We start from the raw sequence: 19,000 nt of genomic DNA on the forward strand, positions 1-19,000 counted from the left end.
GCCGGATGGCGCAAAAGCGCTATCTAGGACGGCGCGCGCAGCAGTTCTCCGAGCGTTTTCATCGCGCTTTCGGTTTGCGTCGACCATGGATGACCGAAGTTGATGCGCACGCAATTCCCGAACGCGTGACGCGCGGAAAAGATCGGCCCCGGCGTCACGTTGATGCCGCGCGCGAGCGCCTGCCGGTGCAACTGCATCGCATCGACGTGCCCGGGCAACTCGAGCCACAGGAAATAGCCGCCGTCCGGCCGCGCGAACGCGATCTCCGCCGGCAGCCAGCGCGCGATGGCGGTCTCCATTGCGCCGCGTTGTGCGAGCAGGGCGCCGCGCAGCTTGCGCAGATGCTTGTCGAAGCCGCCATGCTGCAGATAGTCGGCGATGCCCGCCTGAATCGGAATGCTGGTCGAGATGCTCGTCATCAGCTTGAGACGGCGGATCGCGTCCGCGAAACGTCCCGCCGCGACCCAGCCGAGCCGGTAGCCCGGCGCGAGCGTCTTCGAAAGCGACGCGCAATGCATGACGAGACCTTTCGTGTCGAAGGCTTTCGCGGGCGGCGGACGATCCTGCGCGAAATGCAGCTCGCCGTAGACATCGTCTTCGATCAGCGGAACTTCGTGCTTCGCGAGCAGTTCGACGAGCGCGCGTTTTTTATCGATGGAAAGCGTGACGCCGGTCGGATTCTGGAAGTTGGTCATGAACCAGCACGCGCGCACCGGATGCTTGTCGAGCGCTTCGGCGAGCACGTCAAGATCGAGCCCTTCGCGCGGATCGACGGGAATCTCGACCGCGCGCAACCCGAGATGCTCGACCGCCTGCAACGCGGCGTAAAAGCACGGCGATTCGATCGCGACGACATCGCCCGGGCGGGTCACGGCCATCAGGCAGAGCGTGAGCGCTTCCATCGCGCCGTTCGTGACGATCAGCTCCTCGACCGGCTGTGCGATGCCCATGCCGATGTAACGCAGCGCGAGCTGCCGACGCAAAGGTTCGTTGCCGGGCGGCATGTCGACCACGGTGCTCCACGGATCGAGCATGCGCGTGGCGTGCGCGAGCGACTTCGAAAGACGCGCCAGCGGAAACAGTTTCGGCGATGGAAACGCGGAGCCGAGCGGCACGACATCCGGACGCTTCACCGCATCGAGCACGGAGAACACGAGGCTGCTCACGTCGATGGGCGCGGGCTCCGCCAGCGGCGAGGGCGGCGTGCCCGCGGGTGCGGGAAGCCCGGCGCCCGGCGCGACGTAATAGCCGGAACGTTCGCGCGCGCGGATCAAACCCCATTCTTCGAGCAGGTAATACGCGCGAAAGACCGTCGACTGGCCGACGCCGTATTGCGTCGTCAGATGACGCACGGAAGGCAGGCGCGTGCCGACCGGCAGGCGGCCCGCGCGAATCTCGGCGGCCATCGTGTCGGCAAGGGCTTGATAGCGCTTCATCGCGTGGCTCGATTGAAAGAACGCGCGAAGGCTTTGCGCGGCGCGAAATTGTCTCACACGCCCGGCGAAGGAATATCGACGCGCCGCCGCGCGTTTAAAGAGCAAGCGGCTCAATCGCCGCGCCTGTCTCTTTCGTTTCTTTCGGAGGTGATTTCATGAAGCTCGCCAGAATCGCGACAGTCGTGTTCGCGTTGCTCGCCGGATTGCTCGCGGGATGTCAGACCGATGCCAGCGGTGGCTCATCGGGCGCGTCGTCGACCAGCGGCAGCAGCGGCGGATATTGAGCACGCAGGCTGTATCGGACGCGGCGCTCGCGGCCTTCGCCGATGCGCTTGGCCCCGACGCGGTGTTGTCGGGCGATGTGTCGTCCTACGCCGATCCGTTCGCGCCCGGCGATGCCGCGTCGTACGCGCCATCCGCCGTGGTGCTGCCGTCGAATGTGGAAGACGTGCGCGCCGCGCTCGCGGTCGCGAACCGGTTTCGCGTGCCGCTCTGGACCGTTTCGACCGGCCGCAACTTCGCGTACGGCGGCGCCGAGCCGCGCGTGAACGGCAGCGTCGTGCTCGACTTGCGGCGCATGAAACGCATCATCGAGATCGACCAGACGCTGGGTCATGCGCTCGTCGAACCGGGCGTGACTTACTACGACCTGCATCGCGCGCTCGGCACGCCGCGCCGCTTCTGGCTCGATCCGCCCGCGGCCGGCTGGGGCAGCGTCATCGGCAACACGCTGGAACGCGGCTACGGCACGACGCCCTACGGCGACCACGCGGCGCAGCAGTGCGGCATGGAAGTGGTGCTCGCCAATGGCGATATCGTACGCACCGGCATGGGCGCGATGTCCGCGAGCCGCGACTGGCAGGTCTTCAAAAGCGGCTTCGGGCCGTCCTACGACGGCATGTTCATGCAATCGAATTTCGGCGTCGTCACGAAGCTCGGGGTGTGGCTCATGCCCGCGCCCGAGGGCTACATGATCTGCCGCTATGCGTTCGCGCGCGAAGACGATCTGGAGCGCGTCGTCGATACGCTGCGTCCGCTCAGGATGGACGGCACGATCCAGAGCAATGCGGTGATCGAAAGCGCGGTGCGCTGGGCGGCGGGCGTGTCGACGCGCAAGGACTGGTACGACGGTCCCGGCGCCATGCCCGACGAAGCCATCGACGCAATGGCGCGCAAGATCGGCATCGGACGCTGGAATCTGCGTTTCTGCCTGTACGGACCGCTGTCGCTCGTGAAGGCGCGGCGCGATATCGTGCATGCGCGCTTTGCGGATATCGCGGGCGCGACGCTGTTCGAGATGCCTTATCGCGATGCGTCCGTCGAGCCCGAAGGCGGCGGCGATCGCGCGCAGGTCGGCATTCCGAACATGGAGGCGTTCAATCTGCTGAACTGGCGCGGCGGTTCGGGCGCGCATGTCGATTTCTCGCCGATATGCGCGCCGCTCGGACGCGAAGCCGCGACGCAGGCTCGCATGGTGCGCGAGCGCGCCGCGCAGTCCGGCTTCGATTATTACGGCGGCTTCACGATGGGCGAGCGCGCGATGCATCACATTTTCGCGGCGATTTTCGACCGCGACGATCCGCAACAGTCGCGCGCCGCCGGCACACTGATCGAAACGCTGATTCGCGAGGCGGGCGCGGCGGGCTACGGGCAATATCGGACGCATCTGGCGTTCATGGACCTGGCCGCCGCGCAATACGACTTCAACGATCGCGCGCTGATGCGGCTGTCCGAAACCATCAAGCACGCGCTCGATCCGAACGGCGTCTTGTCGCCGGGCAAGCAGGGCATCTGGCCTGCGAAGCGAACATCCGGCGGAGGCGCGCCATGACCACGACCCGGCGCGCGTTTCTGATCGCCACCGGCGCTTCGGGATTGTTGCTGTCTGCGTTCGCGGGCGCGACGACGCTCCGCGCAGGATCGCCGCGCATCTGGGTCATCGACGAAGACTTGCCTGGCAGCGCCGCGCTCGTGCAGCGCGCATTGGTTCATGGCGCGCGCATCGAACCGCTGTGCGGCGATGCGGGCTGGTTGTGGTTCGAGCGCCTGTCGCGCGCTCGCGCGATCGCGGGTGTGACGCGCGGCGCCGATGCTTTCGTCCTGACGCAACTCGGCGCGCAAAACGGCATGCGCGTGACGCAGCGCATGTGGCTCGGGGGCGCGGTGCGCTGGATGCTGGAATCGGCTGAAAGCGCGGGCTTCGTTACGCGATCCGGTTCGCTAGAATGACACGTGTCTCAATATTGCCGCGCGCGGATGAAATGATGGGAGTCACGGATACACGCACGATTGTCGACTGGCATGCACACGTCTACTTCGACGCCGCGAGCCGCGACGCGGCCTGGGCGCTGCGGCTGGTCATCGAAGCGCATTTTGCGGGCGAACTGCAAGGCGGCGCGCTGCGCCTCGGGCGTTTTCACGAACGTCCGGTCGGCCCGCATCCAATGTGGTCGTTCCAGCTGGGATTCGGCGGTGAACTGCTCGCGCCGATGCTCGCGTGGCTCGCGCTCAATCACGGCGCGCTCGACGTCTTCATGCATCCGAATACGGGCGACGCGCTGCGCGATCATCGCGATTCGGCGGTGTGGATCGGGCGCTCGCATGAGCTCGTCCTGTCGAAACTGATCGGCTGAATCGACGCGCAAAAAGAAAAAGGCGGATCGCGTCCGCCTTTTCCTGTTTGAAACCTGCTTACTTCCGGGCGCTGGCCGCTCGCGTCGGCACGGCGCGCACGGCCGTCTGGCTGGCGACGGAGGCGTCGTTCTGCGCGGCTTCGACGACCTGTTGCGCGGCCTTCTTAGCGGCTTCGTACGCCGAGTTCGCGGATTCCGTGGCGGCGTCGATCGCCGATTTCCACGCGCTCACGACTGCTTCGCTGCCCACGGGCGCATGGCTCGCGAGGCTTTCGACGAACGCCTGAACGTTGCGCTGGGACTTTTCGATCTGGTCCTGGGCCGCTTCCAGATAGCCGCCGCGCACGCCGGTGGCGATTTCATAGACGCCGATCCAGTACGCCTGCACGCGCTTCGCGCTGTCCTGCAGATGCTGGTTCTGGAGCGCGAAGAATTCCTGCGGATCGCGCACCGAGAACGACCGGGCGACGAGAGCCTGATGTTCGTCGAGCGCGGTCCTGATCGTGCGCACGTTCAGGTCGACCAGCTTTTCGAAACCACCGACGGCCTGGGCGGCGAGACCGAAGGTCGTATCCAATCCTTCCTTCTGCGTTGCGATGACGTTTTCCGGTGCAAGACTGCTCATGCTCGACTCCATAAGGAAGTTGCCAATTGATTACGCGATGAATTTGTGCAGTGCAGCGAATGCACTATTTTAAGGAAAGCGCGCGGAGTGTCAATTACGTTTTCCCCGCTTGACTTTAAAACATGATGCCCAAAATCAAAAATGATTGCTTTAAACAGTAAATAAGCCCGCTTATTAAAGCTGGAATACCGTAATCGTCTACGACAAAGTGGGTACGACCTTATTATTTTCGTGAATCTTTCAATCTCAGCAACAATCCCGTCCGGTCGGATTACGAATGCACGTTCGCTGTGCGCACGCGTGGCAGGCCCAATCGGGCATCCTCTGGTAAACACCTAAGTCAAAATGTGGCTAATGCGTTGTTTCCCCAGTTGACGAATTGATGCGATAGTTGAAAAAATCTCGCACTGCAACACACGCGCGAATTGATGATTTCAGGCAGGTGTTTTGACCGGTTTTCCTGTCACTGCCTCGTCATCGTAAATGCGTAGGATCCATCCTCGCGCGAATGAGCCGGCGCTGAACGGCAAAATATATAAAACTGAGAGATTTGAAGAAAATGGGGCGACATTCCCAAACCCTTGGCCACCTTGAACGTAGTCACGAAGACAACACCCTGCGCCGCGCCATGGCCGCGCGACTCGACCGGGCCTTGCAGAAGGCCAACATCAGTTCCGCGAAAGCCGCTGGCTGGCTCGAGGTGAGCGAGCACGACGTGCAGTTCTGGCGGCGCGGCATCACGGTTCCGCCGTTTGCCGCGTTCAACCGTATCGCCAAGGCGCTGGATATCGATCCGCACTGGCTCTGCACGGGCCAGGCGCAGCACGCGCATCAGCCAAACTGATCCCGCTGGCGGCGTCTCGCATTGAACTGCGCCGCCTGCGTCACGTTTTTCCGAACGTTCAGACTTTTGCTGCCGATTCCGCCGCCGCGGCCTTGCGTCCATGCAGCAGCATGGTGCCGATGCCGCTCGCCGCGATCACGCACATGCCGATGGCCATCCACTGGTCCGGCACCTGGCCGAACAGCAGCCAGCTGAACAGGGCGGCGAACGCGAGCTGTCCGTAAGAGAACGGTGTGAGAATCGAAAGCGGCGCGCGCCGCAAGGCCTGCAACATGAGGCCGTGGCCGAACGTGGCCATGCTCGCCATGAAGATCACTTGCAGCCAGCTCACCACCCGTACTTGGGCGAGCGCCGGCAAGGTTTCGGCCTGATCCATCCAGACCAGCACGCACAGCACCGCCGTCGCGACGAGCGCCGTCAGGAAGTTGGTGGTGATGGCGTCGTCGACGCGCGAGAGATGGCTCGACACCACCTGGAAGCACGCGAAGGTCGTCGCCGCGCCGATCGGATACACGACCGTCCAGGTGAACTGGCTACCACCGGGCCGTACCACCAGCAGCATGCCGATGAAGCCGAGCACGACCATCGCCCATTTGCTGCGCGGCACGTGATCCTTCAGCAGGAGCGCGGCGAGCAAGGTGGAGATGAGCGGCGCGAGCATGGCAAGCGACGTGGTGACGGGCAACGGCAGATGCCGTAGTCCGGCGAACGTGCATGCGGAATTGGTAAGAAGGAGCACGGCGCGCACGATCTGCAGCTTGACGCTGCCCGTGCGGAACAGGCCGAACGCGCCGCGCCGCACTTGCCAGACGCCCATCACGACCATCTGAAACAGATAACGCACCCAGAGCAGTGCGAGCAGAGGGACGGCGGTGCCGATCAGCTTGACGGTGGAATCGCTGGCCGCGAAGGTCGCCGTCGTCAGGATCATGATGGCGATTCCAGCTCCGGTGTTATCGGTATCAAACTGGTATCGCGCCTTGCCCTCTAAGGTTGCCATCGGGTTCTCGTGGGGTTCGCCGCAGCGCCAACGACGCGTCCAGTCAGACTGGATTCGATGGGCCGACGCCCGGCGTTTCTGCTGACGGCATTCAGGAAAGAACGGCTTTTACACCGTTGCTTCAATTCTCCCGGCATCGCAGGTCGCTGGCAAGGCGACAGTAAAGTTCTTTTCGGACGTGTTGTGCGCGTGTCACTGCCCGACAAAATTAACTAGACGGTTCGTTAAGGGCAGCGTCGGCACCGCGCGCGGGCGTCTGCGGGGAGTCGGCGTCGGCGTTATCGCGCGTTACGATTGTTTCACCCGCATCCTTTGCCAACATCAATTTGCCGCCTACACTTAAAGTAGTTTCTCAACTGCTTCGAGGGAGGCAACGATGAGAACCAGAACACGCGAAGTCGTACGCATGCTCGCGACCTTCCGGCATTCGGCGCAGTGCAGCCGTTTGCGCGCGGCTGCGGCGGCGCAGGAGGTGCGCGATCTCGCGAACGAAGAAGCCGACGACGCAGTTCAGGAAGACGACGAGCGCGCGCAGTCGGGCGGCGACGCGCTCATCGGCCCGCGCAAGCCGCATCCGGGCATGCATTGACGCTCGTGCCGGTCACATGCCGGACGGATTCCTGAATGGCGAGAAGCGCCAGTGCCCGCTCGCGTCTTTCACGGCGATAGCACCATGCTCGTGCAGGAGCTCACCGACAGCGAGCGGCTTGATGTCGTCGGTGATGCGGATCACGAGCAAGGTGCGCTGCGGCGTCGCGTCGTCTGGCGCATGCGGCGCCTTGGGCTCAGGCATGCGTCGCGGCGAAGATTCGCCCGGCACGAAGCGATTGCGCGCACCGATCACACCCTGATGCTCGCCATGCGCGACATACTCGGCTTCGTCTTCGTCGTGCGTGGGCGGCAGCAATGCGTCGATATCGACTTCGCCGCGTCCGGCCCGGTAAAGGTGCGCATCGTCGCGTCGCAAGCCGGCGAGCTGCAATGCGCGAAGCGCTTCGTGTCCGTCCCGATAGGAACCGAACACTCCAACTATCACCTGATTCATCGTCGCCCCCTCTGTCGGTCCGCCTCGACGGCATGCCGAGCAACAGATGTCTTCGTGCGCGGCCGCGGATCGAGCGCCGCGCTGTTGTAATCGTCAGATGAACTGGGAGCAACGGCCGTTCCCGCATGATTGTTTGGAAAGCGGGCAGCGCGTTTCACCGACAAAGCCGGCGCGGTTGCGACCCCATCCGCTATCACCTAAAGTACCTGAGCTTCTTTTCACGAAACCGCGCGTCACGCGACGCGCCCTTCGCGGGGTTCGAATGATGCGCAAAGCCTGTGCTTGGCTGTTCCTGCTGGTGGCAGGGGCGGCCACCGCTGCGCCCTGCTACAACGATGGCGACGTCGTCACGCTCGAAGGCACGGCCGCTCGACAAGCGCCACACGAGGGCGATGTCTCCGCGAAGACGGCCTGGGTGCTGACTTTGTCGAGCCCGGTCTGCGTGCTGAGCGCGAGCGCAGGGCAGAGCGGGCGACAGCAGTCGAATGTGTCGGCGGTGCAGATCATCGACGCCACGCCGACCGAGAATGCGCGCATCCAGTTGACCGGCAAGCTCGTCACCGGCAACGTAAGCGGCTACTACGCGGTGCCGACCGCGATCTGGGTGCTCAAGGAACGGGTGCTCTCGCGGCAATAGCATGCCGCCCGCATGCCGCGGCTGCGGGGGCGTCGCGAATGGATCGGCGAACCAATCGCTCAGGCCGCTTTCGCGCGCGCCTCGCAACGCCAGTATTCGGCGACGACGAAATGCAGCGGCTGATGTTCGAGCTTGTGCTCTTCGGCGAAACGCAGAATCGCGTCGAGTTGTTTGCCGGTGCAGCCGAATGCTGCACGGCGCGGCGCCGTCTGGTTTTTCTTGTGCTTGTTCATGGCAATCCTTTTTCCAGGACCTTCCCCGACAGGGCAGCATCGTGTGCGCGCTGCCTGCTGCTTCTGCATTAAGCCGTAGCCGCGCGGCCGCGACCGGGCGTTAGCGCACATAGCCGTCGATACGCTTTCGTTTGCGCGACTCCGCGCACTGGAATAAAGCCGTTGCCGGCATCGTTTTGCAGTCATGGAACCCGCGCCGATAGCCAAGCGCGGGTCGAGGAGAAGCCTGTGAGCGCCGATCGGCACGCGCAAGAGGAACTCGCGCACATCGGGCGGATGATCGCGGAACTGCAGCGCCTCGCGACGAGCGGATGCGGCCCGCAGACGCGTCATGCCGTCATGCGGCCCGAGTACTGGCAGCGGCGCATCGATGCGTTGATGGAGACATCGACAGACGAGCCCTCGCGGCGCGATGCAGCCTTGCTGCGCGAGCGTCTCGCGGACGTATTCACGGGCGCGCCGGAACGAAGCACGGGGAGCGCGTGGGAGCCTGCGCGGGAGACTGGCGGCAGAAAATGAGGCGAAGCGGTGAACGTGGCGAGAGCGGCGGCGCGGGCGCGACACGCAGGCGCCGCCGCGACGTCATCCGGTTTGCTCGACGGGCGTTACTTCGAGATCGAGCTTCTGCGTGCCGCGCAGCACCGCGATCTTCACCGCACGGTCGATGCGCGATGCATCCAGCGTGCGCTGCAGGCCATCCACGCTGTCGACGGTAATGTCATCCACGGCGACGATGCGATCGCCCGTTCTCAGCCCGCCGATTGCCGCCGGACTGTCCTTCACGATCTCCATCACATGCACGCCGCTCGCCGCCGCGAGCCCGAAGAAGCGCTGCACGCGCCGCGAGATCGGCGTGGTCGTGCCCGCGACGCCGATATACGCGCGCCGCACGCGGCCGTACGCGAAGATCTGCATGATGACCCACTTCGCGGTATCGATCGCGGTGGCGAACGAGATGGCTTGCGCGCCCGCGATGATCGCCGTGTTGACGCCGATCACCTGTCCCGCCGAATTGATGAGCGGACCGCCGGAATTGCCGGGGTTGAGCGCGGCGTCGGTCTGAATCACGTCGTAGATCATGCGGCCGGCGGTGGAGCGCAGCGAACGCCCGAGCGCGGACACGACGCCCGTGGTGACGGTCTGGGCGAGTCCGAGCGGATTGCCCACGGCAATGGCGATCTGCCCGACGCGCAGGCTGCCCGATTCGCCCAGTTCCACATGCGGCAGCGGCTCCGGCGAGCCGATGCGCAGCACCGCGAGATCGCTCGCGGGGTCGTCGCCGACGAGGTCCGCGTCGAAACGCGCGCCATCCGCGAGCGTGACGACGATATGCGTCGCGCCGTGCACGACGTGACTATTGGTCAGCAGATAGCCATCCGGCGTGAAGATGAATCCCGAGCCCGTGCCGCCGACATTGCGGCGCGCGCCGCGCTGATCGGCGAGCTGGCGCTCGACGGAGATGAACACCACTGCTTGCTGCACGCGCTCGAGCGCGCCGATGACCGTGCGCGAATAAGCGTCGAGCAGCGCGGAATCGTCGAGCGGGGCGGATTGCGCGGCGTCCTGCGCGCCGCGCGCAAGGTCGTCGATGAATTGAGGCCGGCTTCCCATGTGCGTTGAACTCCCGATGTCTGGATGCCGACATGCGGGCCTGCCGCGCGGATTTCAAGAGATAGTTGCATCTGCAAGCAGTTTCATCGGCCCGAGTGTTTCGAGGATGCGGCGTTGCGCGTCGTCGCGCACGAACAGCGAGCCCGCGAAGCCGAGCGCATTCAGCGCGATGCCTTCGACATGCGACACGCCGCGCGGCGCCGCGAGCATCCAGCGACGCGTGACGAGCAGGTTATACGGCGCGCTTTGATGCATGACGCCCGCGACGTCGAGCGGCTGCACGCCGATTGCGTCCAGCAACTGCAGATAGGTCGCGTGGGCGTGCGCGGGATCGTCATCGTCGAGCCATGCGGCGGCGTGCGTGAAAGCGAGCTGCGGCGCGCGAAAGACGCCGTCGGCGCGAGCATGTTCGATGGCAGGCTCGATGGACAGCGCGTGTCCGTCCAGCGGCAACGGCACCATCTGCAGATGCTTGTGCGGCTGGCTCGATCCGGCAATGGCGCCGCCGTTGTAGAAGCCGAGAGCATCGAAACGATCGAGGCATGCGAAGAGCGCGGCGAAGTCGTCCGCATGGATGAGCGACTCTTGCGGCTCGAAATCCGTGGTCACGATGAGCAGATGATTTGCTAGCACGTTGAACTTGTTGAGCAACAGGAAGTGCCGCGCGCCGATATCGCCGACACGCAGGGACGCTTCGCACGGCGAGAACGGATCACGCCACGCGCTCGCGGCGTCGGCGGTGGCCTTGGCTGCGACCTTCGACGCCTCTTCCTTGCGTGCGAGATTGGCCGCCTGCCGCACGAGAAAGCGCACGCCGCCGTCCTCGATCACGCTTCGCACGGTATCGAAGGAACGCAGCGCTCCGCACGCGAGCGCGCTTTCGGTTCGCGTGACGACGTCGTCCCACGAAGGGGCATTGATTCGCGCCATGCTTCTCCCTGCTGGATTCGTTCAAGAAGTTTCGACGATGCCATGTGCCGCACATCGTCGCACAAGGCTGCGCAGCGCGCGTGCCCGCACGTTGTTCGGCAAACGTAAGGCGCAGGAGGCGAGGCCGGGCGTTCCTGTGCGTGTCGTCTATAGTGGATTCATGAGACGGAGTGCGGAGGCGCGAGATGAGGCGCATCTATTTTCTGCTGCCGAGCGTGGCTAGCGCGAAGAGCATCATCGACGAGTTGTTGCTGAAGCGGATCGAATGGCGGCATATCCATGTGCTCGCGCGGCCTCATGAGCCGCTGGCGGACTTGCCGGAAGCGACGCTGGTACAGCGCACCGACCTTTTGCCGGCGCTCGCGCGCGGCACGGCTGCGGGCGGCGTGACGGGCGCGCTGGCGGGGCTCGTGGCGATGGCGTTTCCGCCTGCCGGATTGACAATCGCGGGTGGGGCTGTCGTGTGCATGACGCTGGCGAGCATGGGCTTCGGCGCATGGGCCGCGACGATGATCGGCGTGGGCATTCCCAATACGCGCTTGCGGCGCTTCGAACACGCCATAGAAGATGGCGAGTTGCTGATGATGGTCGACGTGCCGAAGGATCGCGTCGAGGAGATCGAGGCGCTGGTGAAGAGTCACCATCCGGAGGCCGATGTGGAAGGCGCCGATCCCACGATTCCGGCGTTTCCTTGATGCGTTCTCGCAGATGCCAAAGCCGAGTCATTCTGATGCGCTAAGATCACACCCCGGGACACCGGTCGACCCATAAAACGACAACAAGAAAAACCTGACGACCGTTCAGAAACCGAGGAAGAAAAACCCGATGCGCCGTGTGGTCTTCAATCAAAAAGGTGGAGTAGGGAAATCCACCATCGTCTGTAATCTCGCCGCGATCAGCGCCTCCCGCGGCCTGCGGACGCTCGTCATCGACCTCGATCCGCAAGGCAACGCGAGCCAGTATCTGCTCGGCGCCGAAGCCCGCGACGCCCAGCCCAATCTCGCGAGTTTCTTCGAGTCCGCGCTGAGCTACAGCTTTCGCGAGCCCGCATTCGAGTCGTTCATTCATGCCACGCCGTTCGAGAATCTCGACATCGTGCCTTCGAGTCCGAATCTCGAAGCGCTGCAGAGCAAGCTCGAATCGCGCTACAAGATCTACAAGCTGCGCGATGCGCTGAAAAATCTCGACCAGTACGATGCCGTCTATATCGACACGCCGCCTGCGCTCAACTTCTTCACGCGCTCGGCGCTGATCGCGGTCGAGCGCTGCCTGATTCCCTTCGATTGCGACGACTTCTCGCGCCGCGCGCTCTATTCCGTGCTCGACAACGTGCAGGAAATCCGTCACGACCACAATCCGGACCTGAGCGTGGAAGGCATCGTCATCAATCAGTTTCAGCCGCGCGCGAGCCTGCCGCAGCAACTCGTCGACGAACTGCGCAGTGAAGATCTGCCCGTGCTCAATTCGCATCTGTCGCTCTCGGTGAAGATTCGCGAAAGCCATCAGCACGCGCGCCCGATGATCTATCTCGAACCGCGTCACAAGCTCGCGCAGGAATACATGGCGCTGCACGAGGAATTGAACGGCTGACGCGCCGCGTCTCGCCATGCCGGTCACGTCGAAGGTTGTCATCGCCATCATCGTCGAAGCCGCGCTGTTCGTCGTGCTGCTGTTCGGCGCTGCAGGCACGCTCGAATGGGGCGCGGGCTGGGCATGGATGGTCCTGATGTTCGGCGGCGGCGGCGTGGTCACCCTGCTGCTCGCGCGAAACGATCCGGCATTGCTCGCCGAACGCATGCGCTCTCCGATGCAGCCGGACCAGCCCTTGTGGGACAAGGTCTTTCTCGTCGTGATGGGCGTGCTGTGGTGCGCGTGGCTCGTGCTGATGGGCCTGGACGCCGTGCGCTTTCGCTGGTCCGCCATGCCGCTGTGGCTCGCCTCGGTCGGCGCCGCGCTCGTCGCCGTGTCGTTCTGGCTGGTCGCGCGCGTGTTTCTCGAGAACACCTTTCTCGCGCCCGTCGTGAAGATTCAGACGGAGCGCGGGCATCGCGTCATATCGAGCGGGCCGTACGCGGTCGTGCGCCATCCGCTGTATGCCGCCGCGGCCATCATGATTCCCGCGAGCGCGCTCGTGCTCGGCTCGTGGTGGGGGCTCGCGTTCAGCGTGCTGCTGCTCGCGGGCCTGGTCTGGCGCACGATCATGGAAGAGCGCGAACTCGTCGCGCATCTCGAAGGCTATGCGCAATACACCGGGCGCGTGCGTTATCGGCTAGTGCCGTTCGTCTGGTAAGCGCTTCGCGCGAAAACCTCGGGAATAAACCGGCTTCGCGGACGTTCATGCAGGAGACAGGCGCATTCCGTCGCGCCTCACTTCCTGCCGGATACCGCATATGTCCACCGCTCCTTCACAGGCCCCGAATGGCCCTCCGACCACGGAAAGTCTCTCTGGCATGGTCGCGTTCGTGCGCGCGGCGGAGTCGGGCAGTTTCGTGGCGGCAGGGCGCGCGCTCGGGCTCTCGGCATCGGCCGTGGGCAAGAGCGTGATGCGGCTTGAAGCCAAGCTCGGTGTGCAACTGCTCAACCGCACCACGCGCCGCATCGGCCTGACGCACGAGGGCGCGCGCTTTTTCGCGCGCTGCAAGCGCATGCTCGCGGACCTGGAGGATGCGGAGAGCGAGTTGTTCCATTCGACCTCGTCGCCACGCGGGCGCCTGCGTATCAGCGCGCCGTCGCTCGGCGGCCGGCTTTTGCTGCCGCTCGTGCCCGAATTCAGGCGACGTTTCCCGGACATCGAGCTCGATATCGAATTCAGCGATCGCGTGGTCGACGTCACGCAGGAAGGCTACGACGCCGTGATCCGCACCGGACGTCTCGCCGATTCGCAACTGCTCGCGCGGCCGCTCGCGCAATACGGGCCGGTCGTGGTCGGCTCGCCCGCGTATTTCGCGGGACACGGCGAGCCCGCGACGCCCGACGATCTCGAAGGCCATGCGTGCATCCGCTTCCGCTCGCCGGGAAGCGGCCGCGCGGAGCCGTGGCGTTTCGCGCGCGACGATCACACCTTCGCCATCGATCCCCACGCGACGCTGACGTTCAATGACATGGAAGCGGTGCTGGCGGCGTGCATATCGGGCCTGGGGCTCGCGTGCGTGCCCGATTTCTTTGCGAAAAGCGCGATGGAAGGCGGCCTGTTGCGCACGGTGCTCGGCGCGCACATGCGCACGGAAGGCGTGTTTCAGATTCTCTGGCCGCCGAGCCGTCATGAAGCGCCGCGTCTGCGCGCGTTCATCGATCACGTCGCGTCGCGACTGGGCGGTTTGCCAGCGCACGAAGTGCGCTTTCGCGCGGCCTGAAACAGCGCTGAAGCACGCGCCGGGTTCAGCTCTTTCTCGATGTCTTCGCGACGAACGGCGCGGGCGCATGCGCGACTTTCTCGCTGCCGCACTTGGGGCATTTGAGCTGCACCGTCGCATGCTCGACGATGTGCTCCGCATGCTCGAAGGTCTCGCCGCAATCCTGGCAACGGTATTGATAAGTCGGCATGGCATCCTCCGCGCGCGAGGCGTAGATCCGGCGCGGAACGCGCCGGCTCCACCCATTCTAGTTCAGCGTTTCGCGCAGCGATTTCAGTTGACGACGCGACGCACGAGCGGCGTTTCCGGCGTCGGATAGCCGGCCTGCCTGAAGGTCTCGATGATCGCGCGATTGGTGTCGAAATAGACCTGCCAGTAGTCGTTGGTATTGGTGTAAGGACGTACGCACAACAGCGGCCCTTCCGGCGTGAACGACAGCACCTCGATATCCGGCGCGGGATTCGTCGAAACATTCGGGATCTTCGCGACGGCTTCCTTCAGGCGCGCGATGGCGTCGAGCGGATCGACGCCGTTGGCGATCTTCGCCGTCAGCTCCACGCGCCGATGCGGCAGGAGGCTGAAGTTCCAGATGGTGTCGGAGAAGATCTTGTTGTTGCCGATGATGGCCGCGACGTTGTCCGGTGTCGTGATGGTGGTGCCGAACAGGCCCAGTTCGGTGACGGTGCCGGTCACGCCGCCCGCCGTCACGAAGTCGCCCACCTTGAAGGGGCGCAGCACCTGCATGAACACGCCCGCTGCGAAGTGCGCGAGCAGCCCGCCCCACGCAGTGCCGATGGCAAGACCGAAACCTGCGAGCAGCGCGGCGAACGATGTGGTCTGCACGCCGAAGACCTGCAGAATCGCGAGAATCAGCAGCAGATTGAGAATGACGCCGACGATCGAGCCGAGATAATGCGCGAGTGTGGGATCAACGCGGCCGTTGCGCGAGAGAAGCTTGCGCATCGTGCTGGTGACGAGATTGATGAGCCAGCGCCCGATGATCCATAGCGCGATCGCGCCGATCACCATGATCCCAAAGTCGACGCCGCGCGTCATGATGAATACACGTACGGTTTCGAGGTTCATGTCTTTCTCGCGTGCGTGGAGTTTCGTCGGATGGACACGTCAGGCCGGGAAAACATGCCGCATGGGCCAGACGAGTTATAGGCGACGCACCGCGTCATCGCAAGTTTTACGCGCTTGTTTAACGTTTGCTCGGAAGAAATGACCGCTTCGCGAAACAATCGCGGCGATCATGTCCATTCCGCTTCGTCCGCGTTCTGATCGGGCAGGGTCAGCCCGGAAGCGGGCAGCGGCAGCGCGGTCTTGTAGCGGACCTGCTTGAGCGCAAAGCTCGAGCGAATGTTGGCCACGCCCGGCATTTTCGTGAGCCTTTCGATAATGAAGCGCTCGAGCGCGGCCACGTCGGGCAATACGACACGCAACAGGTAATCGGCGTCGCCCGTCATCAGATAACACTCCATCACTTCGGGGCGCTCGCTGATCGCCTGCTCGAAACGCGCGAGCGCGTCCTTGATCTGCTTTTCCAGACTGACTTGAATGAAGACATTGATGGAAAGGCCGAGCGCTTCCGGATTGAGCAGCGTGACGTGCTGTTTGAAAAGCCCCGCTTTTTCCAGCGCGCGCACGCGGTTGAAGCAGGGCGTGGGCGAGAGATTCACCGCGCGCGCGAGCTCCGAGTTGGTGATGCGCGCGTTTTGCTGCAATTGATTCAGGATGCCGATGTCGGTGCGGTCCAGGCGCTGCTTGGCATTGGCCGTCATGGTCGAAAGATTCCGGTTTTTGACGATTTAGAAGAATAAATACACTACCGCAAAGCGCCCGTGCAGCCAAATGAGACGCACATTCTGCGCAACCATGGATATGCTTGAGTCATCCTTCAGCCACAGCGGAGTCGCGACATGACCGACTTATCGAGCGGAACCACCCAGCTTCTTTCCATTGCCCGAGGCCGCGAGGACATCGATCCCGGTGAGACCGCCGAATGGCTGGAGGCGCTCGATGCGGTCGTCGAACATGTCGGGAGCGAGCGCGCGCAGTATCTGTTCGACCGGCTTGCTGAGCATGCGCTGTCGGTGGGCGTCGAATCGGCGCGGGCGCGCGCCACGCCCTATGCCAACACGATTCCCGTCGCGCAGCAGAAGCCGTATCCCGGCAATCTCGATGTCGAGGAAAAGCTCGCCGCCGTGCTGCGCTGGAACGCGCTCGCGATGGTGGTGCGCGCGAACCGGGCCTATGGCGAACTGGGCGGGCATATCGCGAGCTATGCGTCGGCGGCGGACCTGTTCGAAGTCGGCTTCAATCATTTCTTTCGCGCGGCGAATGCGGATCATGGCGGCGATATCGTCTATTTTCAGCCGCATTCGTCGCCGGGCGTGTATGCGCGGGCCTTCCTCGAAGGCTTTCTGAGCGAAGATCATCTGCGCCACTATCGGCGCGAGATCGCGGGGCCGGGCTTGTGCTCCTATCCGCATCCGTGGCTGATGCCCGACTTCTGGCAATTCCCGACCGGCTCGATGGGCATCGGCCCGATCAATTCCATTTATCAGGCGCGCTTCATGCGCTATCTGCGGAACCGCGGCCTGTTGCAGACCGAAGGGCGCAAGGTGTGGGGCTTCTTCGGCGACGGCGAGATGGACGAACCCGAATCGATCGGCGCGCTCTCGCTCGCGGCGCGCGAGCAGCTCGATAACCTCGTGTTCGTGATCAACTGCAACCTGCAGCGGCTCGACGGCCCCGTGCGCAGCAACGGCCGTATCGTCGATGAGCTCGAAGCGCAGTTCACCGGCGCGGGCTGGAACGTCATCAAGGTGCTGTGGGGCTCGGACTGGGACGCGCTGTTCGCGCGCGATCAGAACAATGCGTTGCTGCGCGCGTTCGCGCATACCGTCGACGGACAATTCCAGACCTTCTCGGCCAACGACGGCCGCTACAACCGCGAACGCTTCTTCGGCCAGAATCCCGAACTCGCGGCGCTCGTCGCGCATATGTCGGATGAAGACATCGACCGTCTGCGCCGTGGGGGCCACGATGTGCGCAAGCTGCACGCGGCATACGCGAAGGCGCTCGCGCACAAGGGCCAGCCGACCGTGATCCTCGCCAAGACCATGAAAGGTTTCGGCATGGGCACGGTGGGGCAGGGCCGCATGACGACGCATCAGCAGAAGAAGCTCGATCTCGACGATCTCAAGGCGTTCCGCGACCGCTTCCGCCTGCCGCTTTCGGATGAAGACGTCGAGCAACTGAAGTTCCACAAGCCCGCCGACGACGCCCCCGAGATGCGCTATCTGCACGAGCGCCGCGCGGCCTTGGGCGGTTACCTGCCGCGCCGTCGCGCGAAGGCGTCGCAGGGGATCACGCCGCCCGCGCTCGCCACATGGGGCCAGTTTGCAATCGATGCATCGGCCAAGGAAATGTCCACGACCATGGCCTTCGTGCGCATGCTCGGCAGTCTCCTGAAGGACAAGACGCTCGGGCCGCGCATCGTGCCGGTGGTCGCGGACGAGGCGCGCACCTTCGGCATGGCCAATCTGTTCCGTCAAGTGGGCATTTATTCGCCGCTCGGCCAGTTGTACGAGCCGGAAGACATGGGCTCGATGCTGTATTACCGCGAGGACACGCGTGGTCAGATTCTCGAGGAAGGCATCTCGGAGGCGGGCGCGGTGTCGTCGTGGATCGCGGCGGCGACTTCGTACAGCGTGCACGACCTGCCGATGCTGCCGTTCTACATCTACTACTCGATGTTCGGCTTCCAGCGTATCGGCGATCTGATTTTCGCGGCGGCGGATCAGCGCTCGCGCGGCTTTCTCATCGGCGCGACGGCGGGACGCACGACGCTCGGCGGGGAAGGTCTGCAGCATCAGGACGGCACGAGCCATCTCGCTGCATCGACGATTCCGAACTGCCGCGCCTACGATCCCGCGTTCGCGTACGAAGTCGCGGCGATAGTCGATGAGGGCATGCGTGAAATGATGGAGCGCCAGAACGACGTGTTCTATTACATGACTGTCGGGAACGAGAATTACGCGCAGCCTTCCGCGCCGCACGGTTCGCTGGACGCGCGCACGCGCGAGGGCATTTTGCGCGGCATCTATTGCATCGATGAAGACAGCGCGCAGGCGCAAGTGCAACTGCTCGGCTCCGGCGCGATCCTGAACGAAGCCATTGCCGCGCGCGCGATGCTGAAGCAGGACTGGAACATCGACGCCGCCGTGTGGAGCGTGACGAGTTTCACGGAGCTTCATCGCGATGGCGCTTCGAGCGAGCGTCGGGCGCGGCTGAACGATGACGACGCAGCCACGCCGTTCGTCACACGCGCGCTTGAAGCTTCATGCGGTCCGGTGATCGCCGCGACGGATTACGTGCGCGCGGTGCCGGAGTTGATTCGCGCGTACGTGCCGCGCCGCTATGTGACGCTCGGCACCGATGGCTTCGGCCGCAGCGATACGCGCTCCGCGTTGCGCGAGTTCTTCGAGGTGGATCGCGTGTCGATCGTGATTGCCGCGCTGAAATCGCTGGTGGATGACGGTGTCATCGACAAGACCGTGCTCAAGGCCGCGCGCGAGAAGTACGCGCGGACGCAAACGGCGCAAGACGCGCCGTGGGCGCGCTAGACGTCCTTCTGCGCCGTGG

The 19,000-nt window shown here is 64.1% G+C and carries 23 protein-coding genes; 13 read left to right on the forward strand and 10 right to left on the reverse strand.

Translation table 11 applies throughout. The features are described from left to right. Window positions 1-23: 23 nt before the first annotated feature. The gene (locus AWB79_RS15480) at window positions 24-1,436 is read right to left on the reverse strand and encodes an aminotransferase-like domain-containing protein (RefSeq protein ID WP_061168303.1); all 1,413 of its coding nucleotides are present in this window, start codon (window positions 1,434-1,436) and stop codon (window positions 24-26) included. 155 nt (window positions 1,437-1,591) lie between these two features. Between AWB79_RS15480 and AWB79_RS40805 the strand changes: the two genes are divergently transcribed. From AWB79_RS40805 to AWB79_RS15495, 4 genes are read left to right on the forward strand one after another with little or no spacing between them, the layout of a single operon-like run. Then, on the forward strand, window positions 1,592-1,720 hold the full coding sequence (locus tag AWB79_RS40805; RefSeq protein ID WP_269767957.1) for a hypothetical protein: 129 nt from the start codon (window positions 1,592-1,594) through the stop codon (window positions 1,718-1,720). After that, on the forward strand, window positions 1,717-3,267 hold the full coding sequence (locus AWB79_RS15485) for an FAD-binding oxidoreductase (RefSeq protein ID WP_232470912.1): 1,551 nt from the start codon (window positions 1,717-1,719) through the stop codon (window positions 3,265-3,267). Before AWB79_RS40805 ends, AWB79_RS15485 begins: the two co-directional genes overlap by 4 nt. Next, window positions 3,264-3,665, forward strand: coding sequence for a hypothetical protein (locus tag AWB79_RS15490; protein WP_061168304.1), 402 nt, complete (start codon window positions 3,264-3,266; stop codon window positions 3,663-3,665). The genes AWB79_RS15485 and AWB79_RS15490 overlap by 4 nt, the downstream gene beginning before the upstream one ends. 35 nt (window positions 3,666-3,700) lie before the next feature. Beyond that, complete coding sequence (locus AWB79_RS15495; RefSeq protein ID WP_061168465.1) at window positions 3,701-4,069, forward strand: DOPA 4,5-dioxygenase family protein; 369 nt, start codon at window positions 3,701-3,703, stop codon at window positions 4,067-4,069. Window positions 4,070-4,127: 58 nt separating this feature from the next. On the opposite strand, the gene phaP is transcribed toward AWB79_RS15495, so the two are convergent. Continuing rightward, window positions 4,128-4,694: a TIGR01841 family phasin gene (gene phaP, locus AWB79_RS15500; RefSeq protein WP_063963505.1), complete on the reverse strand. Its 567-nt coding sequence runs from the start codon at window positions 4,692-4,694 to the stop codon at window positions 4,128-4,130. Between the two features lie 628 nt (window positions 4,695-5,322). Here phaP and AWB79_RS15505 point away from each other — a divergent pair. Beyond that, window positions 5,323-5,538, forward strand: coding sequence for a helix-turn-helix domain-containing protein (locus AWB79_RS15505; RefSeq protein ID WP_082862379.1), 216 nt, complete (start codon window positions 5,323-5,325; stop codon window positions 5,536-5,538). A 58-nt stretch (window positions 5,539-5,596) separates the two neighbouring features. Here the strand turns inward: AWB79_RS15505 and AWB79_RS15510 are convergent, their stop codons facing one another. Beyond that, entirely contained in the window at window positions 5,597-6,538 is a 942-nt protein-coding gene (locus tag AWB79_RS15510; RefSeq protein WP_061168307.1) for a DMT family transporter, read from the reverse strand. 376 nt (window positions 6,539-6,914) lie between these two features. Here AWB79_RS15510 and AWB79_RS15515 point away from each other — a divergent pair, with 376 nt between their 5' ends. Continuing rightward, window positions 6,915-7,127 carry a hypothetical protein gene (locus tag AWB79_RS15515; protein ID WP_157695787.1) on the forward strand — a complete coding sequence of 71 codons (213 nt, stop codon included), beginning with the start codon at window positions 6,915-6,917 and terminating at the stop codon, window positions 7,125-7,127. A 12-nt stretch (window positions 7,128-7,139) separates the two neighbouring features. On the opposite strand, the gene AWB79_RS15520 is transcribed toward AWB79_RS15515, so the two are convergent. Continuing rightward, a complete protein-coding gene (locus AWB79_RS15520; RefSeq protein ID WP_061168309.1) occupies window positions 7,140-7,583 on the reverse strand; it encodes a hypothetical protein in 444 nt (147 codons plus the stop codon). 262 nt (window positions 7,584-7,845) lie between these two features. On the opposite strand from AWB79_RS15520, the gene AWB79_RS15525 reads away from it, so the two are divergent. Beyond that, window positions 7,846-8,220 carry a hypothetical protein gene (locus AWB79_RS15525; RefSeq protein ID WP_232470913.1) on the forward strand — a complete coding sequence of 125 codons (375 nt, stop codon included), beginning with the start codon at window positions 7,846-7,848 and terminating at the stop codon, window positions 8,218-8,220. Window positions 8,221-8,279: 59 nt separating this feature from the next. Here AWB79_RS15525 and AWB79_RS39520 read toward each other — a convergent pair whose 3' ends face one another. Further along, entirely contained in the window at window positions 8,280-8,453 is a 174-nt protein-coding gene (locus tag AWB79_RS39520) for a hypothetical protein (RefSeq protein WP_157695788.1), read from the reverse strand. Window positions 8,454-8,681: 228 nt separating this feature from the next. On the opposite strand from AWB79_RS39520, the gene AWB79_RS15530 reads away from it, so the two are divergent. Continuing rightward, window positions 8,682-8,972: a hypothetical protein gene (locus AWB79_RS15530; RefSeq protein ID WP_061168467.1), complete on the forward strand. Its 291-nt coding sequence runs from the start codon at window positions 8,682-8,684 to the stop codon at window positions 8,970-8,972. Window positions 8,973-9,035: 63 nt separating this feature from the next. Here the strand turns inward: AWB79_RS15530 and AWB79_RS15535 are convergent, their stop codons facing one another. Continuing rightward, on the reverse strand, window positions 9,036-10,064 hold the full coding sequence (locus AWB79_RS15535; protein ID WP_061168310.1) for a S1C family serine protease: 1,029 nt from the start codon (window positions 10,062-10,064) through the stop codon (window positions 9,036-9,038). 54 nt (window positions 10,065-10,118) lie between these two features. After that, complete coding sequence (locus AWB79_RS15540; RefSeq protein ID WP_061168311.1) at window positions 10,119-10,994, reverse strand: ATP adenylyltransferase family protein; 876 nt, start codon at window positions 10,992-10,994, stop codon at window positions 10,119-10,121. A 185-nt stretch (window positions 10,995-11,179) separates the two neighbouring features. Here AWB79_RS15540 and AWB79_RS15545 point away from each other — a divergent pair, with 185 nt between their 5' ends. From AWB79_RS15545 to AWB79_RS15560, 4 genes are all read left to right on the forward strand, one after another. Continuing rightward, window positions 11,180-11,689 (forward strand): hypothetical protein, encoded by a 510-nt coding sequence (locus tag AWB79_RS15545; protein WP_061168312.1) that lies wholly within the window; start codon window positions 11,180-11,182, stop codon window positions 11,687-11,689. Window positions 11,690-11,819: 130 nt separating this feature from the next. Then, a complete protein-coding gene (locus tag AWB79_RS15550; protein WP_061168313.1) occupies window positions 11,820-12,584 on the forward strand; it encodes a ParA family protein in 765 nt (254 codons plus the stop codon). A gap of 16 nt (window positions 12,585-12,600) precedes the next feature. Beyond that, entirely contained in the window at window positions 12,601-13,284 is a 684-nt protein-coding gene (locus tag AWB79_RS15555) for a methyltransferase family protein (RefSeq protein ID WP_061168314.1), read from the forward strand. A gap of 160 nt (window positions 13,285-13,444) precedes the next feature. Then, entirely contained in the window at window positions 13,445-14,347 is a 903-nt protein-coding gene (locus AWB79_RS15560; RefSeq protein WP_061168315.1) for a LysR family transcriptional regulator, read from the forward strand. 25 nt (window positions 14,348-14,372) lie between these two features. Here the strand turns inward: AWB79_RS15560 and AWB79_RS15565 are convergent, their stop codons facing one another. The 3 genes from AWB79_RS15565 to AWB79_RS15575 form a co-directional block, all read right to left on the reverse strand. Further along, on the reverse strand, window positions 14,373-14,537 hold the full coding sequence (locus tag AWB79_RS15565) for an FmdB family zinc ribbon protein (RefSeq protein WP_061168316.1): 165 nt from the start codon (window positions 14,535-14,537) through the stop codon (window positions 14,373-14,375). Window positions 14,538-14,620: 83 nt separating this feature from the next. Next, the gene (locus AWB79_RS15570) at window positions 14,621-15,433 is read right to left on the reverse strand and encodes a mechanosensitive ion channel family protein (protein ID WP_061168317.1); all 813 of its coding nucleotides are present in this window, start codon (window positions 15,431-15,433) and stop codon (window positions 14,621-14,623) included. 167 nt (window positions 15,434-15,600) lie between these two features. Beyond that, window positions 15,601-16,131, reverse strand: coding sequence for an Lrp/AsnC family transcriptional regulator (locus tag AWB79_RS15575; RefSeq protein WP_061168318.1), 531 nt, complete (start codon window positions 16,129-16,131; stop codon window positions 15,601-15,603). A 138-nt stretch (window positions 16,132-16,269) separates the two neighbouring features. Here AWB79_RS15575 and mdeB point away from each other — a divergent pair, with 138 nt between their 5' ends. Then, window positions 16,270-18,981, forward strand: a complete 2,712-nt coding sequence (gene mdeB, locus AWB79_RS15580; protein ID WP_061168319.1) for an alpha-ketoglutarate dehydrogenase — start codon at window positions 16,270-16,272, stop codon at window positions 18,979-18,981. Window positions 18,982-19,000 lie beyond the last annotated feature (19 nt).

The organism is Caballeronia hypogeia (assembly GCF_001544875.2).
GTDB classification, from domain to species: domain Bacteria; phylum Pseudomonadota; class Gammaproteobacteria; order Burkholderiales; family Burkholderiaceae; genus Caballeronia; species Caballeronia hypogeia.